The following is a 21686-nucleotide window of genomic DNA, read 5'->3' as shown; positions in this document are numbered from 1 at the left end:
ATCCATGGAATCTGTATCGAAAGACGAGGGCGGCGACATGAATATCCTGCTGATCGGAAGTGGCGGCCGCGAACATGCGCTGGCGTGGCGACTGGCGCAATCGCCTTTGTGCGAAACGCTTTACGCCGCCCCCGGAAATCCCGGGATGTTCGAACACGCCAAGCTGGTCCAGCTCGACGCTACCGACCACGCCGCCGTGGTGGAGTTCTGCGCCGAAAAAGCCATCGGCCTCGTCGTCGTCGGCCCCGAGGCACCGCTGGTCGATGGCCTTGGCGACAGCCTGCGCGCTTCCGGTGTCGCCGTGTTCGGCCCCAGCAAAGCCGCCGCCCAGCTTGAAGGCTCGAAGGGCTTTGTCAAGGACCTCTGCGCGGCTGAGAACATCCCCACCGCCGCCTATTCCCGCCATACCAGCAAGGCCGCCGCGCTGGCCGACCTCGCCCGCTTCGGCCTGCCCGTGGTGATCAAGGCCGACGGCCTCGCTGCGGGCAAGGGCGTGATCATCGCCGAGACCGCCGATGAAGCCAGCGAAGCCATCGAATTCATGTTCTCCGGCGGCTTCGGCGATGCCGGGGCCGAGGTGGTGATCGAGGAATTCATGCGCGGCGAGGAAGCCAGCTTCTTCGCCATCAGCGACGGCAGCAACGTGATCCCCTTCGGTTCGGCGCAGGATCACAAGCGCGTTGGTGACGGCGACACCGGCCCCAACACCGGCGGCATGGGCGCCTATTCCCCGACCGGCGTCTTCACCCCCGAGATCGAGGCCGAGGTCATGGAGCGCATCGTCCGCCCGACCGTGGCCGCCATGGCGCGCGATGGCATGCCCTATCAGGGCGTGCTGTTTGCCGGGCTGATGCTGACCGACGAAGGCCCCAGGCTGATCGAATACAACTGCCGTTTTGGTGATCCCGAATGCCAGGTGCTGATGATGCGCTTCGAAGGCGATCTGGTTGACCTTCTGTCCGAGGCCGCGCAGCCCGGCGGTCTGAGCACTGCCGCCCCCGTGCGCCTGCGCCCGCAAACCGCGCTGACCGTGGTCATGGCGGCCAACGGCTATCCCGCGACGCCCGAAAAGGGCGGCGAGATCATGCTCGGCAACCCCAACAAGGGCCGGGTATTCCACGCCGGCACCGCGATTGCCGATGGCAAACTGGTGGCGAGTGGCGGGCGGGTGCTGAACGTCACGGCCATGGCCGAAAGTGCCAAGGCCGCGCAGGCGCTGGCTTATGCTGCGGTCGATGCCATCGACTTCCCGTCAGGCTTCTGCCGCCGCGACATCGGCTTTCGCGAGGTTGCGCGCGAGGAGGGCTAGGGCTGAGCAGCAGAGCTCCAGGTAACCCCCACCCCGCTCGCCCTGAGCCCGTCGAAGGGCGTTAACGCAACGTAAGACCGTAACGCGGCATCCTTCGACAAGCTCAGGATGAGCGGGGTGGGGACCATTTCTTTTGACTGGCCTGATTCACTGATTGGCCTGATCCACCCAAACCCGCTCAGCCTGACCTTGTCGAAGGCCCCGCCCTGACTTAACCTCAGGCGCATGGCCTTCTACGCATACCTTTTGCGTTGTTCGGACGGCAGTTATTACGCCGGACACACCGACAATCTGGAACAACGAGTCGAGCAGCACCAATCAGGAGCACTGGGCGGCTACACAGCAACGCGGAGGCCCGTTGGCTTGGTCTGGTCTGAATGGTTTCAGACCCGCGACGATGCCTTTCTGGCGGAGCAGCGCATCAAGGGCTGGAGCCGTGCCAAGAAGGAAGCGCTGATTGCCGGGGATTGGGAACGGGTTCAAATGTTGGCGAGAAACCGGCAGGAGGGTGGTTTGTGCGACTGAGGTTGCGCGGCATCCTTCGACAAGCTCAGGATGAGCGGAGGTTCAGAGCCGCACGCGGGGTAGTCATCGTTACCCCATCCTCTCCGACACAAGCGCCTTCAGATCAGCCTCAGGCCGCGCGCCGTAGTGCGAAATGATTTCCGCCGCGCAGATCGAGCCGAGGCGCAGGCAATCCTGCAGCGAATGCCCCCGCACATGGCCGAACAGGAAGCCGGCAGCGAACAGGTCACCCGCGCCGGTGGTATCGACAACACGTTCGACCGGTTCAGCAGAAACGCGGGCTAGTTCGTCACCCTCTGCGGCGATGGCGCCTTCGGGGCCGCAGGTGACGACCAGCGTCGGCACCTTGGCGCGCAGCTGGGCAACGCCGGCGTCGAAATCGTCGCTGCCGGTCAGCGCGGCCAGTTCGACGTGGTTGGCGAACAGGATGTCGATCTCACCCGCATCGATCAGCGCGCGGAAATCGTCGCCATGGCGGGCGATGACGAAGGCGTCGGACAGGGTGAAGGCAACCTTGCGGCCGGCACCCCGCGCGGCGGCGATGGCGCGGCGCATGGCGGCTCGTGGCTCTTCCGGATCCCAGAGATAGCCTTCGAGATAGAGCACCTTGGCATCAGCAATCGCCGCTTCGTCCAGCGCATCGGCGGGCAGGAACTGCGAGGCCCCAAGGAAGGTGTTCATCGTGCGCTGGCCATCGGGCGTGACGAAGATCAGGCAGCGCGCGGTCGGCGGATCGCCGGATCGGGCGGCGGTATCAAAGGAAATGCCGCCAGCGCGGATATCGTGCGCGAAGACTTCGCCGAGCTGGTCATCGGCCACCTGCCCGATGAAGGCGCAGCTGGCACCGAGCGCGGCGAGGCCGGCCAGCGTATTGGCCGCCGAACCGCCGGAAATCTCCCGCGCCGGGCCCATGGCGCCGTAAAGTTCGTGCGCCTGATCGGTGTCGATCAGGGTCATGCCGCCGCGCGTCATGCCGAGCTGGTCGATCAGCGCGTCTTCGCAAGGGGCCATGACATCGACGATGGCATTGCCGATGGCGACGACGTCGCGGGTGGGCTGGGACATGAAGGGCCTTCCTGTTGAAGCGCAGCGGCTTCGTAATGAATTGATCGGCGCCGACTAGCGCCCACCCGTGCCGGGGGCAAGACCGGCGGCGTTGACAGAGGTGGTGCGGATCGGGGATGCGCTCACTTGTGAGAGCATTTTGCAAAATCACGCCGGTTCTGGCGTCGGCCCTTTTGCTTGCTGGTTGCGGCGGTGCGGGGAATTCGGTCAAGAGCGTGAGCACGGCGTCGCTGCCGGTGCCGCCCACAGTGACTCGCCCCCTCCCTACGCGCCCGGCGATTCGTCCCCGGATAATGACCGCGCCGGGGCTTGAAGGCGTGATCGGCGGAAATGCGGGCGAGTTGCAGCGCCAATTCGGCGTCGCGCGGCTCGACGTGCTTGAGGGCGATGCCCGCAAATTGCAGTTTTCCGGCAATGCCTGCGTGCTCGACGTGTTTCTCTATCCGGAGACCGAGGGCCGCGAGCCGACCGCGACCTATGTCGAGGCGCGGCGCGCCAGCGACGGCAAGGATGTTGACCGGGCCAGTTGCGTATCGGCGCTAAGGAAACGTTAGCCCAATTTCGCTAGGCATTGCCCCGTATTCAACAAGGGGCCCTTGCCGCCATGACCATGCAATTCCGCGCGCTTGCCGAGCAGGCTGCTGCCGACGGCGCGATTTCGGCCGAAGAAATCCTGACCCTGCGCCGCGCCGGCTGGGGTGACGGGGCGATTTCGCCGGAGGAAGCCGAGGCGATTTTCTCCGTCAACGACCAGCTTGAGGACCCGTCCGTCGAATGGGCCGAGTTCTTTGTCGAGGCGCTGGGCGAATTCGTCGTCAACGGGGTCGAGCCCAAGGGCTATGTCTCGCAAGACCAGGCCGACTGGCTGGTGACCCGGGTCGATCACAACGGCGCGCTGCAATCGATGACCGAGCTGGAACTGCTGGTGAAGATCATCGAAAAGGCGCTGAACGTGCCGCAGAGCCTGAAGGACTATGTCATCGCGCAGGTCGAGCGTGCCGTGCTGACCGGCGAAGGCCCGACCCGCGGCGGCCATCTTGAGCGCGGCAACGTCAACTCTGTCGAGGCCCAGATCCTGCGCCGCGCGGTGTTCGCTCAGGCCGGCGACCGCCCCGCCGCCGCCAGCCGCAGCGAGGCCGAGATGCTGTTCCGGCTGAAGGATGCCACGCTGGGCGCCCGCAACGCGCCTGAATGGAAGCAGCTCTTCGTGCAGGGCGTCGGCAGTTACCTGTCGGGCTATACCAGCTATACCCCGCTCGAGGCCCCGCGCGCGGCCGAGCTTGATCGGTTCATGGATGCCAATACGCCGAGCCTGCTGCGCTTTGCGGGCCGCATGGCGCGGTCGGACGTCGAATCGGGGATCGGCGACACGTTCCGCACGCTGTTTGGCCGCAAGGGTCTGGACAAGGCACCCGAGGTGCAGGCCGCTGCCGAAGTCACCACGGAAGAGAACACCTGGCTGCAGGGCCAGATCGACGCCAACAACCACGTCGACGAATACGACGAGGCGCTCTTGGCGTTCCTCGCGGAAGAGAAATCTGGCCTCGCGGAAGAGAAATCCGGGCTTTAAGCCGAGTAGCTCCGGAACACGGGATGGCCCGTCTCCTTTCGGGGAGGCGGGCCGTTTCGTTTCAGACGGTAAAGCTTTCGCCGCAGCCGCAAGAGCCCTTGGCGTTCGGATTGTTGAACACGAAGCCTGCCTGAAAGTCGTCCTCGACCCAGTCCATCGTCGAACCGACAAGGTAGAGCACCGAAGCGCCATCGATGAAGAACAGCCCGCCGGGAGTCTCGATCTTCTCGTCAAACGGCGCCGCCTCAGTCACGTAGTCGACCGAATAGGCGAGGCCCGAGCAGCCCCGGCGCGGGGTGGACAGCTTGACGCCGATCGCGCCTTCGGGCGCTTCGCTCATCAGCTTGGCGATCCGCGCTTCGGAAGCAGGGGTGAGCAGCACGGCGGCGGGCCGTGCGCGGATCTTGGTGACGGTATCGGTCATAACATTCCCAGCTCCAACCGCGCCTCGTCGCTCATCTTGGCGGGGTCCCATGGCGGATCCCAGACGAGGTTCACTTCGGCATCGCGCACGCCCGGCACCGAGCTGACGCGCAGTTCGACCTCGCCCGGCATCGATTCGGCGACCGGGCAATGCGGTGTCGTCAGCGTCATGGTGACGACCACGCCGCTGGTCGCATCAACGTCGACGCCGTAGATCAGGCCGAGGTCATAGATGTTCACCGGAATTTCCGGATCGAAGATTTCCTTCAGCGCGCCGACGACCGCTTCATAGAGATCGCCGCCGGGGGCAGACGGGTCCAGACCCTCGGGCTTTTCCGCGAGGAAACCCTCAAGATAGTCGCGCTTGCGCACCAGTTTTTCCGTAGGCGATTCAGGAGCAGTCGGGGCATCCTCCACGCGCGCCTTGGGCGGCGGGGTGACGCTGTCGACTTCCTCGATGGTGAATTTCGCTTCCTCGTTCACGAGAAAATCCTTTTCGTCCGTTCGATGCCGCGAACCAGCGCCGCCACATCGTCTTCATCGTTGTAAATGCCGAAACTGGCGCGTGCGGTGGCCGGTACGCCAAGGTGGTCCATCAGCGGCTGGGCGCAGTGGTGCCCGGCGCGGATGGCCACGCCTTCCTCGTCCAATATGGTGCCGAGGTCGTGCGGATGCACCCCCTCCAGCGCGAAAGAGACGATTCCGGCGCTGTCTTCCGGCCCGAACAGCGTCACCGAGTTCATGCGGGCCAGCGCATCGCGGCACTGGGCGACGAGCGCGGTTTCGTGCGCGTGGATCGCATCGAGCCCGATGGCCGAGACATAGTCCACCGCCGCGCCCAGCGCGATCGCCTCGACAATCGCCGGCGTCCCCGCCTCGAACCGCGCGGGCGGCGGGGCGAAAGTGGTTCCGGCGAAAGTCACCCGGTCGATCATCGCGCCGCCACCCTGCCACGGCGGCATGGCATCGAGAATTTCAGCCCGCGCCCAGAGCGCGCCGATCCCGGTGGGGCCGTAAAGCTTGTGCGCCGAGAACACGTAGAAATCGCAATCAAGCGCCGCGACATCAACGGCAAGGCGCGGCACGGCCTGGCAGCCGTCGATCAGGAGCTTCGCGCCGACACCGTGCGCAAGGGTCGCGGCGCGCTTCACATCAAGCGTCGAGCCCAGCACGTTCGAGACGTGGGCCAACGCCACCAGCTTGTGCTCCCGGGTCAGCATGCGTTCGGCAATGTCGAGGTCGATGCGGCCATCCGGCGTCAGCGGGCAGACATCGATTTCCACCCCGGTGCGGGCGCGCAGCAATTGCCACGGCACGATGTTCGAATGGTGCTCCAGCGTGGAGAGCAGGATCCGATCGCCGGCTTTCAGGTTCGCCGCGCCCCAGGTTTGCGCGACGAGGTTGATCGCTTCGGTCGCGCCGCGGGTGAAGACGATCTCGCTTTCCGCCGCGCCGATGAAGCGCGCAACCTTGCGCCGCGCTGCCTCGAAAGCCACGGTCATGTTCGCCGAGCGCGCGTATACGCCGCGATGCACGGTCGCATAGTCGCGGCCCATTGCGTTCGATGCCGCGTCGATCACCGCCTGCGGCTTCTGCGCGGTGGCAGCGGTATCGAGGTAATGCCATGTGCCGGCGAGGCCGGGAAAATCGGCCCTGAGCGCGGCCAGCGGCGATGCGAGCGTGGTCACAGCAGCGCCTCCAATGCGGCCTGCGATGCCGCATCAAGTGCTTCCTCGTCTGCCGCGCCGACGAAAGCTTCGGCCACGAAGGCCTGCAGCATCAGCCGCTTCGCCGTTTCCGGCGGCAGCCCGCGCTGCGCCATGTAGAACAGCGCCTGGCCATCGAGTTCGCCCACCGCGCAGCCGTGCGCGCACTTCACATCGTCGGCGTAGATCTCGAGTTCCGGGCGGGCATTGACCGTGGCCGTGCGGGTCAGCAGCATGGCGCGGACCGACTGGCTGGCATCGGTGCCATCGGCCCCGCGCGCCACGGCGACCTTGCCGAGGTAGGTGCCCACGGCCTCGCCGCCGAGCACCGAGCGCACGATCTGGCGGCTCACCGCATCGGGCGCGAGGTGCGCGACTTCGGTGACCAGTTCAAGGTTGGCCGTCCCGCCACCAAGCTGCGCCGCGCCGAGCGTGAAGTCGCTCTTCGCGCCCAGCCGGGCATCGACCGCGACGCGGGCAAAGCCGGTGCCGGTGTTCAGCACGCGCAGATCAAAGGAAGCGCCATCGGCAATGTCGATCACCAGATGCCGCGCGCTCGCCTCATCACCGCCGAGGACGATCGACAGGGTTCCGCTTTCACCCGGCGCAACGCGAATCTCCTCGCGCGCCACCGGCCACAGCGGCGCGAGCGCATCGAGGTCTGCATAGCGGTAATCCTCATCGCGGTGCGTGGGGAGGGTCATCGCATTCACGAAAAAAACACTCCGTCACCCTGAACTTGTTTCAGGGTCCATTTCTCCCAATGCGCCGAAGCTCTGTTGGAAAGCGAGACGCCAAAGTTGCGCCCCTGTTCCTGACCTTGGACCGGCGGCACGATGGATCCTGAAACAAGTTCAGGATGACGATCAAGGAGCGGTTGGCTTACCATCACGCCACGGCCTCATAACCATGCTCTTCGAGCTCCAGCGCCAGTTCCGGCCCGCCGGTGCGGACGATGCGGCCGCCGGCCAGAACGTGGACGAAGTCCGGCTTCACGTAGTCGAGCAGGCGCTGGTAATGGGTAATCAGCAAGACCGCCTTGTCGGGCCGGCGCATGATGCCGTTGATACCGTCGCCAACGATCCGCAGGGCATCGATGTCGAGCCCGGAATCGGTCTCGTCGAGGATCGCCAGCTTGGGATCAAGAATGCCCATCTGCACCATCTCGGCGCGCTTCTTTTCGCCGCCCGAGAAGCCGACGTTGACCGGCCGCTTGAGCATTTCCATGTCCATCTTCAGCAGCGCCGCCTTTTCGCGCGCCAGCTTGAGAAATTCGCCGCCCGACAGCGGTTCCTGCCCACGCGATTTGCGCTGGGCATTGAGGCTTTCGCGCAGGAACTGGACGAAGGACACGCCGGGGATCTCGACCGGGTACTGGAAGCCCAGGAACAGGCCGGCAGCGGCGCGTCCGTGCGGATCGAGACCGAACAGGTCCTCGCCATTGAAGGTGGCGGTGCCGCCGGTCACTTCGTAACCGGGCCGGCCGCCAAGCGTGTAGCCCAGCGTCGATTTGCCCGCGCCGTTCGGGCCCATGATGGCATGGACCTCGCCCGCATTGATCTGGAGCGAAAGACCCTTGAGGATGGGCTTGTCAGCGACGGTGGCCTGCAGGTTGTCGATTGTCAGCATGAAGAAACCTCGTCGAAATTACTGTTCGTCACCCCGGACTTGATCCGGGGTCCCGCTGCCTTGCAATGGGGCAAACAAGCGGGATCCCGGGTCAAGCCCGGGATGACGTCAAAAGGGAAAGGCGAATAACGGCTCATCGGCGTGGCGGAGCGCCGCGTGTCTGGAAGTGCTGTTTGCGGGCGCGGCCGCGTTCGTCGTAGCTGGCCTTCATGGTCGCGACGATTTCGGCGACAACGGCATCTGGTTCGGCAAGCACGCGCTCAGCCGTGAAGCGGATCAGCTTGACGCCGACCGCCTCGAGGCTCTTGTCGCGCCGCGCGGTGACGGCGGGATCGCCGCCCTCATCGATGGAAATCGCGATGCGCAGCGGGTTGCAGGCAAAGTCGACAATGGCCGAGCCGATCACTTGCTGGCGGGTCAGCTTGAACTTGCCGAGATTGGCCTCGACCAGCTTGTCGCCGAGCAGCTTCTGGGCCGGGGTCGGCTCCATCCGGTTGCGCCGCGCCTGATCATGGATCGCGTCGAGCCGCTTGTCCGAAATCGACCAGCCGCGCCCGCGCTTTTCGATCGCGGGGGCTTCGGTGCGTTCATCCAGCGGACGGACGGTGAGGGTTTTTTTGGTCATGAATTTGGTCCTGTAAGGGCCGCTATGGAGCCGTCACCCTGAACTTGTTTCAGGGTCCATTTCTCACCGCGCGCCTTAGCTCTATCAGCCATCAAGACGTTGCCGTTGCGCATTGCGACAATGCTCCGGTTGTGGGGCGCAATGGATCCTGAAACGAGTTCAGGATGACGAAGGTTTGGAGCCTGCTTAATCACCCCACGCTCCCCTCAAGCGAAATCCCCAGCAGCTTCTGCGCTTCCACCGCGAATTCCATCGGCAGTTGCTGCAGCACTTCCTTGGCGAAGCCGTTTACGATCAGCGCCACGGCCTCTTCGGTGCCGAGGCCGCGCTGCATGGCGTAGAACAGCTGGTCGTCGGAAATCTTGCTCGTGGTCGCCTCGTGCTCGATCTGGGCCGAGGGGTTCTTCACCTCGATATAGGGCACAGTATGCGCGCCGCAGTCCTTGCCGAGCAGCAGGCTGTCGCACTGGGTGAAGTTGCGCACGCCTTCCGCCTGCGGGGCGACGCGGACGAGGCCGCGGTAGGTGTTGTTACTCTTGCCTGCCGAAATGCCCTTCGAGATGATCGTCGAGCGGCTGCCTTTGCCGTTGTGGATCATCTTGGTGCCGGTATCGGCCTGCTGGTAATTGTTGGTCACCGCGACCGAGTAGAATTCGCCGACCGAATCCTCGCCATTCAGCACGCAGCTTGGGTACTTCCACGTGACCGCCGAGCCGGTTTCGACTTGGGTCCAGCTCACCTTGCTCCGCGCGCCCTGGCACAGTGCGCGCTTGGTGACGAAGTTGTAGATCCCGCCCTTGCCCTGCGCGTCGCCGGGGTACCAGTTCTGCACGGTCGAATACTTGATCTCGGCATCGTCGAGCGCGACGAGTTCGACCACGGCGGCGTGAAGCTGGTTTTCATCGCGCATCGGCGCGGTGCAGCCTTCGAGGTAGGAGACGTAGCTGCCCTTGTCGGCCACGATCAGCGTGCGTTCGAACTGCCCGGTGTTTTCCGCGTTGATGCGGAAATAAGTGGAGAGCTCCATCGGGCAGCGCACGCCTTCGGGGATGTAGACGAAGGTGCCGTCGGAAAAGACCGCGCAGTTGAGCGCGGCGAAGAAGTTGTCGCGCACCGGCACGACCTTGCCCAGCCAGCGCTTCACAAGTTCCGGATATTCGCGGATCGCCTCAGAGATCGACAGGAAGATGACGCCGGCCCGCTTGAGTTCCTCACGGAAGGTGGTGGCGACGCTGACGCTGTCGAACACGGCATCGACCGCAACCTTGCGCGCGCCTTCGACGCCGGCGAGCACTTTCTGCTCTTCGAGCGGAATGCCGAGCTTCTTGTAGACCTCGAGAATGTCGGGATCGACCTCGTCCAGGCTAGCGAGCGTCTTCTTCGGTTTGGGCGCGGCGTAGTAATAGGCGTCCTGATAATCGATCGGCGGGATCTTGAGCTTTGCCCAGTCCGGCATGGGCATCGTCTGCCAGTGGCGGAAGGCCTTTAGCCGCCAGTCGAGCATCCATTCGGGCTCGTTCTTCTTGGCGCTGATGAAGCGGACGGTCGATTCGTCGAGGCCCTTGGGCGCGAAATCGGTTTCGATGTCAGCGGACCAGCCGTGTTCGTAATCCGCGACCTTGTCGGCAGCATCGCGCGCGGCCTGATCCTTGATGGCGACTTCCTCGTTCATGCGGGGACTCCCAGGATCTGATCCTGCATCTGCAATGGGGGCGGCTGCAACAGGGCAAGGCGCGTAAGCGGCACCCCGGCGAGCGCGCCGCGCAGGGCCTCGTTGACGATCGGCCAGTGCGGGCGGACAGCGCAGCCGCTTTCAAGGCCGCAATCGTGCCCGTCGATGCAGGCCGTAATCGCGATCGGTCCTTCGACCGCCTCGACAATGTCAGCCAGCGTGATCGCCGCTGCCGGACGCGCCAGCTTGAAGCCGCCGCCCGCACCGCGCACCGACTTGATGAGGCCGGCCGCCGAGAGTTTCGACACCAGCTTCTGCACGGTGGGCGCAGGCAGGCCGGTTTCCGCCGCCAGTTGCGCCGCCGAAACGCGCGCGTGGCCGCAATGGCGCGCGGCGGCGCTCATCGTGACGACGGCATAGTCGGCCATGCTCGAAAGGCGCATTGGGCGTGCTCCGGACAAATCGGACTGATTCGTTCCGGTTTCACCTAGGCGTGGTCCAAGCGCTTTTCAATCACTGCGGGGATGGCGCCCAAAAAAAGCGCGCCAAAAACTGGCAGGCGCCTTGGGCCAAAAAAAGGGCGGACCGGGGATCAGATCCCAGGTCCGCCATATAAGTTGAGAACTCGCTGCAAAAAAGCCACGAGCCCTTCGGGTCGCAGGAGCCGGGTAGACCCATAGGCCCGGGAAAGAATTGTAAGAATCCGACACCCGCTCCCCTCTAAAAATGACAAATGGCGTCAGGAACCGGTGTCATTGTTGCTTTGAAGCCATGTGTTGCCCATTCGACACGCCTTTCCCGCTCTGCCATAGGCCGCGCCATGCTCTACCCCTTGCTTCGACCGCTGATCTTCCGACTCGATGCGGAACGCGCGCATCGCCTCTCGATTCTCGCGCTCCAGCTTGGCCCGGTCGCCCCGCCGCCTGCCGATGGCCCGCTGGCAACGACCGTGGCGGGCATCCGCTTCCCCAATCCGCTGGGCATGGCGCCGGGGTACGACAAGGATGCCGAGGTGCCTGATGCCGTGCTTGGCCTCGGCTTCGGCTCGGTCGAGATCGGCACGGTCACCCCGCGCCCGCAACCCGGCAATCCGCGCCCGCGCCTGTTCCGGCTGGAAGAGGACCGCGCGGTGATCAATCGCATGGGGTTCAACAATGGCGGACTGCAGGCGGCGCACCTGCGGCTTTCTGCCCGGAAACGTCAGGGCGTGGTCGGGGTCAACGTCGGCGCCAACAAGGACGCGGCGGACCGGGTGGCGGACTATGTCACCGGGCTGAGCACCATGGCCCCGGTGGCGGACTATCTGACGATCAACATATCCTCGCCCAATACGCCCGGCCTGCGCGACATGCAGGGTGACAAGGAACTGGAAGACCTGCTCTGCGCCGTTGCTGCCGCGCGCGAATCGGGCTGGCCGCCGATTTTTCTGAAAGTCGCCCCCGATCTCGATAACGATGCCCCGGCGCGAATCGTCGCGGCGGTCATGAAGCACGGCATCGACGGGATCATCGTGTCAAACACCACGATCACCCGGCCGCCCCTCCAATCGCGCCACGCCGGCGAAGCGGGCGGCATTTCCGGCGCGCCGCTGCACGACCTCGCGCTCCAGCGGCTGCGCGATTTCCGCAAGGCGAGCGAAGGCCGGCTGCCGCTGATCGGCGTAGGCGGCATCGCCACTGCCGAACAGGCCTGGGCGCGCATCCGCGCCGGGGCCAGCCTCGTCCAGCTATACAGCGCGATGGTCTATGAAGGGCCGGGCATTGCCCGCGCCATATTGCCGCGCCTCGAAACACTGATGCGGCAGGACGGTTTCACCTCCATTGCCGAGGCGGTCGGGAGCGAATAGGCTGCGCGCCATGTATCGCCGTATCCTGATTGCCGCCAGCGCGCTTGCGCTCGTCCCCGCTCTCCCATTTGCACCCGCGCTTGCCAAGGCTTCCTCTAGGCAGGTCTTCGAAAAAGGCATGGTCTCGTCGGCCGATCCGCGCGCGACCGAGGCGGGACTGGAAATGCTGCGCAAGGGCGGCAGCGCCACCGATGCCGCCATCGCGACGATGCTGGCGCTGACCGTGGTCGAACCGCAAAGCTCGGGCATCGGCGGCGGTGGGTTCTATGTCACGGCGGACGCCAATGGCCGGGTCGAGACGATCGACGGCCGCGAAACTGCCCCCGCTGCCGCGCATCCGCAGTGGTTCTATAAGGACGGCAAGGTCCTGTCCTTCCGCGAGGCGGTTCCGGGCGGCACCAGCGTCGGCGTACCGGGCAACATCGCGCTGGCTGCCAAGGCGCATCGCCGCAATGGCAAGCTCAAGTGGTCGGCTCTGTTCGGCCCGGCGATCAAGCTCGCACGAGAAGGCTGGACGATCACCCCGCGCACCAGCCAGTTCCTCGATTTCGCGAAAGGCTCTGCCGCCTTCACGCCTGCAGGCATGGCCATGTTCTATGGCGCGGATGGCAAGCCGCTGCCCGCCGGTACGCGCGTGACCAACCCGGAATTGGCCAGGACCATGGAGATGCTCGCCCGCAGCGGCGCGCGCTGGTTCTACACCGGGGCGAATGCCAGGGCGATTGTCGGCGCCGTGACCACCGCCCCCCGCAATCCCGCGCCGATGACTCTGAAGGACGTGGCCGGCTACAAGGCCAAGGACCGCAGCCCGATCTGCGGCCAGTACCGCGAATACCGCGTCTGCGGCATGGCCCCGCCCAGTTCTGGCGAGACGACAGTCTTTGCCGTTCTCAAACAGCTCGAACGATTCGACCTGAAAGCGCTCGGCCCCGATTCGCCGACCGCGTGGCACCTGATCGCCGAATCGATGCGGCTCGCTTACGCCGACCGCGCGAAATACCTTGGCGATGCCGACTTTGTGAAAGTGCCGATCGCCGGTCTGATCGACGCGCAGTATCTGGCCAGCCGTTCGGCGCTGATCGACCCCGCGAAATCGCTCGGCCTCGTCACCGCCGGTTCGCCTCCCGGTTCGGAAAAGCTGGCGCGTGCCGAAGGCACTGCCGGGCCCGAACACGGCACTTCGCACTTCGTCGCGGTCGACCGGCGCGGACAGGTGGTGACCTATACCTCGACCGTCGAGAGCGCCTTCGGTTCGGGGCTGATGGCCGGCGGCTATTACCTCAACAACGAGCTGACCGATTTCGACATGGTGCCCGAGCGCAATGGCAAACCCGCCGCCAACTGCGTCGAATCCGGCAAGCGGCCCCGCAGCTCCATGGCGCCGACCCTGATCTATGGCCCTGACGGCAAGCTGCGGCTCGCCATCGGAGCGGCGGGCGGCACCACGATCCCGGCGCAGGTCGCCAAATCGATCATTGCCGTGCTCGACTGGGGTATGAGCGCACAGGATGCGATTGCCCAGCCGCTGATCTTCGCACCCGAAGGTCCCGCGGTATTTGTCGAACAGGGCACGCGGCTGGAAGCCATGATCCCGGCGCTGAACGCGCTTGGCCACGCCGACGTACGCACGCGCCCGGGCGGCAAGGCCAATGCCATCGAAGTGGTCGGCAGTCAGCTTCGCGGCGGGGCCGATCCGCGCAGCGATGGTACAGCCGCAGCAGAGTGACCCTTGCCGCTAGGGCCAGGCGGCACTAGTCTCTCTCACAACCGCGCAGACGGCAAAACGAGAGGCATGGCCACGTGCAGATTACCGACTTCGATGCAGCCCCGAATCTGGTGTCGCTGTTCCTGAGCCGCGCCGACGAACTGGGCGACCGCGCTTTCCTGACCGCGCGAATTGGCGGGCGCTGGCAATCGATCTCCTACACCGAGGCGGCGCAGCGGGTCTGCCTGATGGCCGAGGCCTTGCGCAAGATGGGCCTGAAAGACGGCGAGCGCGTGTTGCTGGTGTCCGAAAACCGCCCCGAATGGTGCATGGCCGATCTGGCCATCATGGCGGCGGGGCTGGTCACCGTGCCGGCCTATACGACCAATACCGAGCGCGACCATCGCCACGTGCTGGAAAATTCCGGGGCTTCGGCGGTCATCGTTTCCGATGCCAAGCTGGCCAAGCCGCTGCTGCCCGCGGTGATGGGGACCGACAAGGTGCGCCATCTCATCACTTTCGAAACCTTCAAGTTGCCGCAGATGTCCGCCCATCCGCATGTCTGGGCCGCACTTCTGGATGGCGATGCGCTGGCGGCGCGTGCAGCGGTGGACAAGCGGATCGCGAAGATTGGCCGCAAGGACCTTGCCTGCATCATCTACACCTCTGGCACCGGCGGCGCGCCGCGCGGGGTGCGCCAGCATCACGGCATGATCCTGATGAACGTCGACGGTGCCGCGCGCATCCTCGTCGAGGATTTTGGCTGGGGCGAAGAGGTGTTCCTCTCGTTCCTGCCGTTGTCGCATTCTTATGAACACACCGGCGGCCAGTTCCTGCCGATCGGCATGGGCGCGACGATCACTTATTCTGAAGGCCTCGAAAAGCTCGCCTCCAACATCGAGGAAGTGCGCCCCACGGTGATGGTCGTCGTGCCGCGCCTGTTCGAAGTGCTGCGCACGCGCATCATGAAGCAGATCGAAAAGCAGGGCCGTTTCGCCAATTACCTGATGGAGCGCGCACTTGGCATCGGGACGCTCAAGGCCAAAGGGCGCGAGCGGCTGCGCGACAAGCCGATGGACCTGATCCTTGAACGCACCCTGCGCCCCAAGATTCGCGCGAAAATGGGTGGGCGGCTGAAGGCGATGGTTTCCGGCGGCGCGCCGCTCAACCCCGAAGTCGGCGTGTTTTTCGAAGCCATGGGGCTGACCATGCTGCAGGGCTATGGCCAAACCGAGAGCGGACCGGTGATTTCGTGCAACCGGCCCAAGGTGGGCGTCAGCATGGAGGCGGTTGGCCCGCCGATGCGGAACGTCGAAGTCAAGATCGCCGAAGACGGCGAGATCCTCGTCCGCGGCGAACTGGTGATGGACGGTTACTGGCACAACAAGGAAGAGACGGCCAAGGCGCTCGAGCCTGACGGCGAGGGCAGCAACTGGCTGCACACCGGCGATATCGGCCACTTCGATGACAAGGGCCGCATTGTCATCACTGACCGCAAGAAGGACATGATCGTCAACGACAAGGGCGACAATGTCTCGCCCCAGCGGATCGAGGGGATGCTCACGCTCCAGCCCGAAATCGCACAGGCCATGGTGGTGGGTGACAAGCGGCCATACCTTGTCGGACTGGTCGTGCCCGATGCCGAATGGGCGCTCGACTGGTCACGCCGCGAGGGCGAGAAGTTCGACATGAAGGCGCTCGAACACCTCCCCGCCTTCCGCTCCGCCGTGCGCACGGCGATTGACCGGGTGAACGCGCAGGTCTCGGTGATCGAAAAGGTCCGCCAGTTCGCTTTCGCCGACGAGCCGTTTTCCATCGACAACGAGGAAATGACCCCCAGCCTGAAGATCCGCCGGCACAAGCTGAAGGACCGCTACGGCGAGCGGCTGGACGGGCTCTACAAGGGATAAGCCTACTCCCTTACGGTCAATATGGCTTTCCGCTGTCCGGCTTGAACCGGCCGAGTTGCCATGCTAACTCTCCCTCTGAGAACTGCGTTCTCAGAGGGAGAGACCGATGGATACCGATGGGCTTGTGCGTCTTGGCTCGACTTTGGCCGCCAATTGGCAGGGGCTGCTTTCGCTTTACGCTTTCGTGGGAATCATCGCGCTGTCGCTCGCTGGCGGCTGGCTGATTTCGCTGATCCCGGCAGTCGGCGCGCAGACGCGGCTCAATCGCGATACGCTGGCGCAGAAGATGCAGAAGGAGAGCTATGCGGCAAACCACAAGTGGAACCGCAAGTGGGCGCTGCTGTTTCAGGCGATCATCTTCACCGCGATCCTGCCGTTCTGCCTGAAGCCCGGTTTGCCGAGCATCGGCGCCCTGCTGCTCGACTGCATTGTCATCCTGATGGTCTATGACTTCTTCTATTACCTGACGCACCGCTTCCTGTTCCACGACAGCGATTTCGTGGGCGGGCCGCTCAAGTGGATGCACGCCATCCACCACCGCCAACACAATCCCTGCCGCATGGATTCAAGCTATATCCACCCGCTGGAAGTGGCGATCGGGCTCGGCCTCTACGTCGCGACGATCGCGGCGCTGGCGGCGATCATGGGCCGGTTCGACGTGGTGACGGTGACGGTGACCTTCGTCGCCTTTTCGCAGATCAACCTGCACAACCACAATCTGTGGGGCGAGGGGCGGTTCCTCTGGGGTTATGCCAAGTACGCCTCGGACATGCACCATCACCACCACGCCAAGTTTACCGGCGGCAACTTCGCGACGATAACCCCGCTGTATGACTGGATGTTCAAGACGCTGGACTACGGCGAGGGCGGCTATTCGGGAACAACGCGCCCCGCAAAGAAAGCGTAAATTACGCGGCTTCCTTGTCCACCCATTCCGGATAGAAACTCGGCGCACGGGCGGACCAGCCGGGCGCGGTGGCGGCGGCTTCGCTGATCGACTGAAGCAGCACCTTGCGGCGCGAGGGGTGGATCTGCGGCAGTGCGGCCGCGCCACAGAAGGCGCTCGGCAGCCACGGACGGATATCCGGGCCCAGCAGGCGCTCATAAAGAAAGCGGTACGAGGAAAAGCAGGCGATGCGCCCTTGGCTGAGGTCGAACGCGGTGACTCGCATCAGCCGGCCCATGAACGCCTCGACGCCGTCGAATTCCGCTTCATCGGGCAGGACATCGCGCAGGCCCTTGAGTTCCTGATAAGCGACGTATTGCCGGCGGATCGCCGCGCTTTCATCGGCATCGCGCGCCCACAGCTTGAACGCGTCCTGCCGGCCCAGCCCGATATCAAGGCTACGCTTGATGTAGCGCTGCTCGCAGGGGCTGAAACTGGCGAATTCGCGCAGTTCGGCAATGGTCAGCGAGGCGGAGGCGAGATTGGCCATGTCCGGTTTCCTGTTGCATGGGATTTTCCCACACAGGCAATTCACCAGATTTTGGTTACCATCCAATTAACCATGAAGGTTAGATCAGCCCTGCCAGCGGGCTAGAGGGATCCGCGTATTTGCGGGTGGCCATTCGCCCCGAAAGATAGGCGTGACGCCCGGCTTCGACCGCGAGCTTCATCGCGCGGGCCATGCGGATCGGGTCCTTTGCCTCGGCGATCGCGGTGTTCATCAGCACGCCATCGCAGCCGAGCTCCATCGCCACCGCCGCGTCGCTTGCGGTGCCTACGCCGGCATCGACCAGCACCGGCACATTTGCGCCTTCGACGATCAGCCGCACGGTGACACGGTTCTGAATGCCCAGCCCAGAGCCGATCGGCGCGCCCAGCGGCATGATCGCCACGGCGCCGGCTTCTTCCAGCTGCTTGGCGGCGATGGGGTCATCGACGCAGTAGACCATCGGCAGGAAGCCCTCGTTTGCCAGCACTTCACAGGCCTTCAGCGTCTCGCGCATGTCGGGATAAAGCGTGCGTGCCTCGCCCAGCACCTCGAGCTTGACGAGGTCCCATCCGCCCGCCTCGCGCGCCAGACGGAGCGTGCGGATCGCGTCCTCGGCGTTGAAGCAACCGGCAGTGTTGGGCAGGTAAGTGATCTTCTTGGGATCGATGAAATCAGTGAGCATCGGCGCCGTGGGATCGCTGATATTGACCCGGCGGACGGCTACCGTGACGATCTCCGCCCCGCTCGCTTCCACCGCTGCGGCGTTCTGCGCGAAGTCCTTGTACTTGCCGGTGCCGACGATCAGCCGCGAGGTAAATGTGCGACCGGCAACGGTCCAGGTGTCCGGGGTCCAGGTATCTTGCGACAAGGGTTAGCCTCCACCAACAAAATGTACGATTTCCAGCACGTCGCCATCGGCCAGAGTGACCTGATCGTGCGTGCCGCGCGGGACGATGTCACCGTTGCGCTCGACCGCGACCTTCACCGGGTTGAGGCCGATCTCTGCGACAAAACCCGCAAGCGTGATGCCTGCCGATGTGCGGCGCGGCTCGCCGTTGACGGTGAGGGCGATTTGCTGGCTCATCGCCAGCGCCATAACGTTCGTCTTTAATTTGGCAATGCCCGGCACCAGCCGTGAGGCGGAAAGCTAACGCGCGAGGCGCAAGTTCATGATGTGGGCAGAGGCGACCATGCCGACGCCGGCGATGGTCAGGATCGCTTCGGCGGGGCCGTGCGGCACCAGCAAACCGCCGGTCATCAGCACGAGGCCGACGCTGCCCACCAGCAGCGGCCAGATCTGGCCATGACGGAACACGCCTATGCCGAGGGTCACCGCGCCGACGGCAATCGCCAGCCCGAGTCCGACCCGGTGAATCGCCGGGGCCAGCAGCACTTGCCCGCCCAGCCCCAGCGCGCTGACCAGCACCAGACTGGCCAGACAATGCACGGCGCAAAGCCCGGAGATGAATATCCCCGTGCGGTCGAGCCGGTCACGAATCGAGAACTGAGCCTTGGCCATGTCCCGCCCAGATATGATACCTTGTAACATTACGCAAGGCTGCGGGGTGAAACATTGCGACGAACCGTGCTTTCTTCACTTGCGCATCGCCGCGTCCCAGCGCAGGGAGCGAGCGATATGCAAGGGGTTGCAGACACGATGTCTGGCAGTATTCGCAGCGGCAAGCCGGCATTGCTGGCGCGCTGGCTTTGGCTTGTGGTGGCGATCATCGTCACGGTGGTGGCAGTCGGCGGGATTACCCGCCTGACCGAATCGGGTCTTTCTATCACCGAATGGAAACCGGTCACCGGCGTCCTTCCGCCACTGAACGATGCCCAGTGGCAGGCCGAATTCGACGCCTACAAACAGATCCCGCAATATACCCAGATCAACGGCCCCGCCGGCATGACGATGGACGAATACAAGTTCATCTACTTCTGGGAGTGGTTCCACCGCTTCCTCGTCCGTACCGGGCTGGGGCTGGCCTTCGTTCTGCCGCTGGGTTGGTTCTGGGCGCGCGGCGCGATTCCCGCTGGCTTCAAGCTGCGCCTGCTCGGCCTGCTCGGGCTCGGCCTGCTGCAAGGGATGGTTGGTTGGTGGATGGTCAAGTCCGGTCTGACCGGGGATGCCGACGTCAAGGTCAGCCATTTCCGGCTGGCAACGCACTTGCTGCTGGCCCTGTTTACCCTGACCTACGCCACCTGGAGCGCGCTCGACATGCAAGCGCTGGCGCGGGGGAAGGCGCCCGCGCGCTTCACCCGCTTCGGACTGATCGCGCTCGCCGCGCTGTTCCTGCAACTATTGCTCGGCGCTCTGGTGGCGGGGCTGCGCGCTGGCCATGTCGCCAATGACTGGCCGCTGATGATGGGGCGGTATTTCCCGGACGGCGTCGACTGGTCGCAGGGACCGATGCATGCCGTGCTGTACGATCCTTTCCTGCTGCATTTCCTGCACCGCTGGTGGGCCTGGGGAGTCGTCGCGGTCCTGATTGTCCTTGCCCGCCGCGTGCGCCAGCAGTGCCGGCCAGCATCAATCGCGATTCATTCGGCCTTCGGCCTGCAGATCATCCTGGGAATCGCTACGGTCATGAGCGGGGTAGAGCTTTGGCTCGCGGTCCTGCACCAGCTGGTGGGCGCCTTGGTGGTCATCGCCACAGCCTGGGGTGCCCATGCGCTGGGACGGAGACCATGACGGCAAAAGGCCCCGCTTTGGCCTGGTGCCCATTTCCTGATACCGAATCAGCAGAAGCAAGTATAAACACTGTGCTTGACGAAGGTGTAGGAGCCTGCGCCAATATCATCGCTGCTAGGCAGTCGCGCTTTGTCTGGAATGGCAACAGGGAAGAGTCAGTGGAAGTGGGGGTTCTGTTCAAGACCGATCTGGCACTGCCCGATGCGCAAGTGATGGGGGCGCTGGTGGCATGAGCGGCCCGGACAACGGCCTGCGCGCTGCCCTGTTGGCTGGATGCGCATTTGCCCTTGCCCCCTCGGCAAGCGCTGAAAACGTGGCACGGGCACCAAGCACAGCCGCATTTTCCGCTCCTGCCGGACCTATTGTTCTCACGCGTGAGCTGCGCCGGACGATTGGCAAGAGCAAGCAGATCATCACCCGACGCAGTTACGAGATCCGTTTCGTGCCCGAAGGCACGGGCTGGCGGGTCGACGGAACCCTTATCTCCAGCGAAGTGGATGCCCCGGCAGAGCTTGCCGAACTTGCTGCGCTGGAAAAGGCGCGCAAGGACGTTGGCCTGTTCCCGCTCACGCTCGATTCGCAGGGCCTGATCGTGGCCCAGCGCGCCCCGACGGATGCCGTAGCCACGGACAAGGCGCGTATCGTGGCCAACAAGGCGGTCGAGAAGATCGACATGACCTCGACTGACAAAACGGTCGCCAAGCAGATGATCCAGACGATCGCGACGCAAAGTCAGGCATCCGGCGGCAACTGGCCCATCGACCTGTTCCGTCCTCCGGCCGATCCCGTGATCGACGTGCGCAACATTCCCTTGCCCGGCGGCAATCAGGGTCGCGTCACTGTGACGATGCAGGCCCGGTCCAATCCCGAGGGCGGACTTCGGCATTTTGATCGCCGGATCCTGACAGAGATCGGCGGCACCAGCCGGCTGAGCGAGGAATCCTGGTCGATGACCGGCGAACCCTGACCGGCAAGCCATGGCAAAATTCTTCAAGGTATTATTTTACCTCTCCGCAAAACCGCAGTTCAGCTTGACTTTCACCCCCCATTCGCACATTGGCGCGCCTTCCCGGCCGGCGGACATCTGCTGGCACACCAGAAATTCAGGGATTCACAAGCCATGAAGGCGTTGAGCAAGCAGACCCGGTCGATCAAACCGGCCGAGGTCGAAAAGAAGTGGCATCTCATTGATGCCGAAGGTCTGGTCGTCGGTCGCCTTGCGGTCGTCATCGCCAACCATCTGCGCGGCAAGCACAAGCCAAGCTTCACCCCCCACGTCGATTGCGGCGATCACGTTGTCGAGATCAACGCCGGCAAGGTGCGGATGACCGGCAACAAGCTGACCGGCAAAGTCTATTACAAGCACACCGGTTATGCCGGCGGCATCAAGGAAACGACCCCGGCCAAGATCCTGGACGGCCGTTTCCCGGAACGCGTGCTTGAAAAGGCTGTTGAGCGCATGATCCCGCGCGGTCCGCTGGGCCGTGACCAGATGCGCGCCCTGCACCTCTACGCCGGCACCGAGCATCCGCATGGTGGCACCCAGCCCCAGCCGCTCGACGTTGCTGCCATGAAC

The 21686-nt window shown here is 64.4% G+C and carries 25 protein-coding genes; 12 read left to right on the top strand and 13 right to left on the bottom strand.

Going from position 1 to position 21686, the window contains the following annotated elements; all coding sequences use genetic code 11:
• Nucleotides 1–37: 37 nt before the first annotated feature.
• Both purD and RMO89_RS18470 read left to right on the top strand, forming a co-directional pair.
• Nucleotides 38–1309, top strand: a complete 1272-nt coding sequence (gene purD, locus RMO89_RS18475; RefSeq protein WP_310535004.1) for a phosphoribosylamine--glycine ligase — start codon at nucleotides 38–40, stop codon at nucleotides 1307–1309.
• A gap of 225 nt (nucleotides 1310–1534) precedes the next feature.
• A complete protein-coding gene (locus RMO89_RS18470; protein WP_310535002.1) occupies nucleotides 1535–1834 on the top strand; it encodes a GIY-YIG nuclease family protein in 300 nt (99 codons plus the stop codon).
• Between the two features lie 69 nt (nucleotides 1835–1903).
• On the opposite strand, the gene RMO89_RS18465 is transcribed toward RMO89_RS18470, so the two are convergent.
• Nucleotides 1904–2899 (bottom strand): adenosine kinase, encoded by a 996-nt coding sequence (locus tag RMO89_RS18465; RefSeq protein ID WP_310535001.1) that lies wholly within the window; start codon nucleotides 2897–2899, stop codon nucleotides 1904–1906.
• A gap of 215 nt (nucleotides 2900–3114) precedes the next feature.
• On the opposite strand from RMO89_RS18465, the gene RMO89_RS18460 reads away from it, so the two are divergent.
• Together RMO89_RS18460 and RMO89_RS18455 are read left to right on the top strand one after the other, a co-directional pair.
• Entirely contained in the window at nucleotides 3115–3453 is a 339-nt protein-coding gene (locus tag RMO89_RS18460; protein ID WP_409035582.1) for a hypothetical protein, read from the top strand.
• Between the two features lie 50 nt (nucleotides 3454–3503).
• Complete coding sequence (locus RMO89_RS18455) at nucleotides 3504–4469, top strand: hypothetical protein (protein ID WP_310534997.1); 966 nt, start codon at nucleotides 3504–3506, stop codon at nucleotides 4467–4469.
• A gap of 61 nt (nucleotides 4470–4530) precedes the next feature.
• Here the strand turns inward: RMO89_RS18455 and RMO89_RS18450 are convergent, their stop codons facing one another.
• From RMO89_RS18450 to RMO89_RS18415, 8 genes are all read right to left on the bottom strand, one after another.
• Entirely contained in the window at nucleotides 4531–4893 is a 363-nt protein-coding gene (locus tag RMO89_RS18450; RefSeq protein WP_310534996.1) for an iron-sulfur cluster assembly accessory protein, read from the bottom strand.
• A complete protein-coding gene (locus RMO89_RS18445) occupies nucleotides 4890–5375 on the bottom strand; it encodes an SUF system Fe-S cluster assembly protein (RefSeq protein WP_310534994.1) in 486 nt (161 codons plus the stop codon). Before RMO89_RS18445 ends, RMO89_RS18450 begins: the two co-directional genes overlap by 4 nt.
• The gene (locus RMO89_RS18440) at nucleotides 5372–6580 is read right to left on the bottom strand and encodes a cysteine desulfurase (RefSeq protein WP_310534993.1); all 1209 of its coding nucleotides are present in this window, start codon (nucleotides 6578–6580) and stop codon (nucleotides 5372–5374) included. Before RMO89_RS18440 ends, RMO89_RS18445 begins: the two co-directional genes overlap by 4 nt.
• The gene (locus RMO89_RS18435; protein ID WP_310535003.1) at nucleotides 6577–7302 is read right to left on the bottom strand and encodes a SufD family Fe-S cluster assembly protein; all 726 of its coding nucleotides are present in this window, start codon (nucleotides 7300–7302) and stop codon (nucleotides 6577–6579) included. Before RMO89_RS18435 ends, RMO89_RS18440 begins: the two co-directional genes overlap by 4 nt.
• Before the next feature lie 184 nt (nucleotides 7303–7486).
• Nucleotides 7487–8227 carry a Fe-S cluster assembly ATPase SufC gene (gene sufC / locus RMO89_RS18430; RefSeq protein WP_310534992.1) on the bottom strand — a complete coding sequence of 247 codons (741 nt, stop codon included), beginning with the start codon at nucleotides 8225–8227 and terminating at the stop codon, nucleotides 7487–7489.
• Nucleotides 8228–8360: 133 nt separating this feature from the next.
• The gene (locus RMO89_RS18425; protein WP_310534991.1) at nucleotides 8361–8852 is read right to left on the bottom strand and encodes a DUF559 domain-containing protein; all 492 of its coding nucleotides are present in this window, start codon (nucleotides 8850–8852) and stop codon (nucleotides 8361–8363) included.
• A gap of 190 nt (nucleotides 8853–9042) precedes the next feature.
• Nucleotides 9043–10524 (bottom strand): Fe-S cluster assembly protein SufB, encoded by a 1482-nt coding sequence (gene sufB / locus RMO89_RS18420; RefSeq protein WP_310534989.1) that lies wholly within the window; start codon nucleotides 10522–10524, stop codon nucleotides 9043–9045.
• A complete protein-coding gene (locus RMO89_RS18415) occupies nucleotides 10521–10967 on the bottom strand; it encodes an SUF system Fe-S cluster assembly regulator (protein ID WP_310534988.1) in 447 nt (148 codons plus the stop codon). Before RMO89_RS18415 ends, sufB begins: the two co-directional genes overlap by 4 nt.
• A 377-nt stretch (nucleotides 10968–11344) precedes the next feature.
• Here RMO89_RS18415 and RMO89_RS18410 point away from each other — a divergent pair, with 377 nt between their 5' ends.
• The 4 genes from RMO89_RS18410 to RMO89_RS18395 all read left to right on the top strand — a co-directional run bounded on the left by RMO89_RS18410 (nucleotide 11345) and on the right by RMO89_RS18395 (nucleotide 16892).
• Nucleotides 11345–12370 (top strand): quinone-dependent dihydroorotate dehydrogenase, encoded by a 1026-nt coding sequence (locus tag RMO89_RS18410; protein WP_310534987.1) that lies wholly within the window; start codon nucleotides 11345–11347, stop codon nucleotides 12368–12370.
• A gap of 10 nt (nucleotides 12371–12380) precedes the next feature.
• Nucleotides 12381–14096 carry a gamma-glutamyltransferase gene (ggt, locus tag RMO89_RS18405; RefSeq protein WP_310534986.1) on the top strand — a complete coding sequence of 572 codons (1716 nt, stop codon included), beginning with the start codon at nucleotides 12381–12383 and terminating at the stop codon, nucleotides 14094–14096.
• A 74-nt stretch (nucleotides 14097–14170) separates the two neighbouring features.
• On the top strand, nucleotides 14171–15985 hold the full coding sequence (locus RMO89_RS18400) for a long-chain fatty acid--CoA ligase (protein WP_310534985.1): 1815 nt from the start codon (nucleotides 14171–14173) through the stop codon (nucleotides 15983–15985).
• A 106-nt stretch (nucleotides 15986–16091) separates the two neighbouring features.
• The gene (locus tag RMO89_RS18395) at nucleotides 16092–16892 is read left to right on the top strand and encodes a sterol desaturase family protein (RefSeq protein ID WP_310534984.1); all 801 of its coding nucleotides are present in this window, start codon (nucleotides 16092–16094) and stop codon (nucleotides 16890–16892) included.
• Nucleotide 16893: 1 nt separating this feature from the next.
• Here RMO89_RS18395 and RMO89_RS18390 read toward each other — a convergent pair whose 3' ends face one another.
• The 4 genes from RMO89_RS18390 to RMO89_RS18375 form a co-directional block, all read right to left on the bottom strand.
• Nucleotides 16894–17421, bottom strand: a complete 528-nt coding sequence (locus tag RMO89_RS18390; protein ID WP_310534983.1) for a hypothetical protein — start codon at nucleotides 17419–17421, stop codon at nucleotides 16894–16896.
• Between the two features lie 79 nt (nucleotides 17422–17500).
• On the bottom strand, nucleotides 17501–18289 hold the full coding sequence (locus tag RMO89_RS18385) for a bifunctional sulfur carrier protein/thiazole synthase protein (protein WP_310534982.1): 789 nt from the start codon (nucleotides 18287–18289) through the stop codon (nucleotides 17501–17503).
• A 3-nt stretch (nucleotides 18290–18292) separates the two neighbouring features.
• Nucleotides 18293–18505 carry a sulfur carrier protein ThiS gene (gene thiS, locus RMO89_RS18380; protein ID WP_310534981.1) on the bottom strand — a complete coding sequence of 71 codons (213 nt, stop codon included), beginning with the start codon at nucleotides 18503–18505 and terminating at the stop codon, nucleotides 18293–18295.
• A 63-nt stretch (nucleotides 18506–18568) separates the two neighbouring features.
• A complete protein-coding gene (locus tag RMO89_RS18375) occupies nucleotides 18569–18940 on the bottom strand; it encodes a MerC domain-containing protein (protein ID WP_310534980.1) in 372 nt (123 codons plus the stop codon).
• A gap of 138 nt (nucleotides 18941–19078) precedes the next feature.
• On the opposite strand from RMO89_RS18375, the gene RMO89_RS18370 reads away from it, so the two are divergent.
• From RMO89_RS18370 to rplM, 4 genes are all read left to right on the top strand, one after another.
• Nucleotides 19079–20110, top strand: coding sequence for a COX15/CtaA family protein (locus tag RMO89_RS18370; RefSeq protein WP_310534979.1), 1032 nt, complete (start codon nucleotides 19079–19081; stop codon nucleotides 20108–20110).
• Nucleotides 20107–20343 carry a divalent cation tolerance protein CutA gene (cutA, locus tag RMO89_RS18365; protein ID WP_310534977.1) on the top strand — a complete coding sequence of 79 codons (237 nt, stop codon included), beginning with the start codon at nucleotides 20107–20109 and terminating at the stop codon, nucleotides 20341–20343. Before RMO89_RS18370 ends, cutA begins: the two co-directional genes overlap by 4 nt.
• A complete protein-coding gene (locus RMO89_RS18360; protein ID WP_310534975.1) occupies nucleotides 20340–21077 on the top strand; it encodes a hypothetical protein in 738 nt (245 codons plus the stop codon). The genes cutA and RMO89_RS18360 overlap by 4 nt, the downstream gene beginning before the upstream one ends.
• Before the next feature lie 153 nt (nucleotides 21078–21230).
• On the top strand, nucleotides 21231–21686 hold a 456-nt coding region (rplM, locus tag RMO89_RS18355; protein WP_310534974.1), incomplete at its 3' end, for a 50S ribosomal protein L13.

Source organism: Novosphingobium sp. (genome assembly GCF_031424035.1).
Lineage (GTDB): Bacteria > Pseudomonadota > Alphaproteobacteria > Sphingomonadales > Sphingomonadaceae > Novosphingobium.
Note: the sequence above shows the minus strand (reverse complement) of the source record. Positions and strands in the feature narration are given on the sequence as shown.

Excerpts from the sequence above, each read along its gene's own strand:
- purD (WP_310535004.1), top strand. The coding sequence starts at position 38 with ATGAATATCCTGCTGATCGGAAGTGGCGGCCGCGAACATGCGCTGGCG.
- RMO89_RS18470 (WP_310535002.1), top strand. The coding sequence starts at position 1,535 with ATGGCCTTCTACGCATACCTTTTGCGTTGTTCGGACGGCAGTTATTAC.
- RMO89_RS18465 (WP_310535001.1), bottom strand. The coding sequence starts at position 2,899 with ATGTCCCAGCCCACCCGCGACGTCGTCGCCATCGGCAATGCCATCGTC.
- RMO89_RS18455 (WP_310534997.1), top strand. The coding sequence starts at position 3,504 with ATGACCATGCAATTCCGCGCGCTTGCCGAGCAGGCTGCTGCCGACGGC.
- RMO89_RS18450 (WP_310534996.1), bottom strand. The coding sequence starts at position 4,893 with ATGACCGATACCGTCACCAAGATCCGCGCACGGCCCGCCGCCGTGCTG.
- RMO89_RS18435 (WP_310535003.1), bottom strand. The coding sequence starts at position 7,302 with ATGACCCTCCCCACGCACCGCGATGAGGATTACCGCTATGCAGACCTC.
- sufC (WP_310534992.1), bottom strand. The coding sequence starts at position 8,227 with ATGCTGACAATCGACAACCTGCAGGCCACCGTCGCTGACAAGCCCATC.
- RMO89_RS18425 (WP_310534991.1), bottom strand. The coding sequence starts at position 8,852 with ATGACCAAAAAAACCCTCACCGTCCGTCCGCTGGATGAACGCACCGAA.
- sufB (WP_310534989.1), bottom strand. The coding sequence starts at position 10,524 with ATGAACGAGGAAGTCGCCATCAAGGATCAGGCCGCGCGCGATGCTGCC.
- RMO89_RS18415 (WP_310534988.1), bottom strand. The coding sequence starts at position 10,967 with ATGCGCCTTTCGAGCATGGCCGACTATGCCGTCGTCACGATGAGCGCC.
- RMO89_RS18410 (WP_310534987.1), top strand. The coding sequence starts at position 11,345 with ATGCTCTACCCCTTGCTTCGACCGCTGATCTTCCGACTCGATGCGGAA.
- ggt (WP_310534986.1), top strand. The coding sequence starts at position 12,381 with ATGTATCGCCGTATCCTGATTGCCGCCAGCGCGCTTGCGCTCGTCCCC.
- RMO89_RS18395 (WP_310534984.1), top strand. The coding sequence starts at position 16,092 with ATGGATACCGATGGGCTTGTGCGTCTTGGCTCGACTTTGGCCGCCAAT.
- RMO89_RS18390 (WP_310534983.1), bottom strand. The coding sequence starts at position 17,421 with ATGGCCAATCTCGCCTCCGCCTCGCTGACCATTGCCGAACTGCGCGAA.
- thiS (WP_310534981.1), bottom strand. The coding sequence starts at position 18,505 with ATGAGCCAGCAAATCGCCCTCACCGTCAACGGCGAGCCGCGCCGCACA.
- RMO89_RS18375 (WP_310534980.1), bottom strand. The coding sequence starts at position 18,940 with ATGGCCAAGGCTCAGTTCTCGATTCGTGACCGGCTCGACCGCACGGGG.
- RMO89_RS18370 (WP_310534979.1), top strand. The coding sequence starts at position 19,079 with ATGTCTGGCAGTATTCGCAGCGGCAAGCCGGCATTGCTGGCGCGCTGG.
- cutA (WP_310534977.1), top strand. The coding sequence starts at position 20,107 with ATGACGGCAAAAGGCCCCGCTTTGGCCTGGTGCCCATTTCCTGATACC.
- RMO89_RS18360 (WP_310534975.1), top strand. The coding sequence starts at position 20,340 with ATGAGCGGCCCGGACAACGGCCTGCGCGCTGCCCTGTTGGCTGGATGC.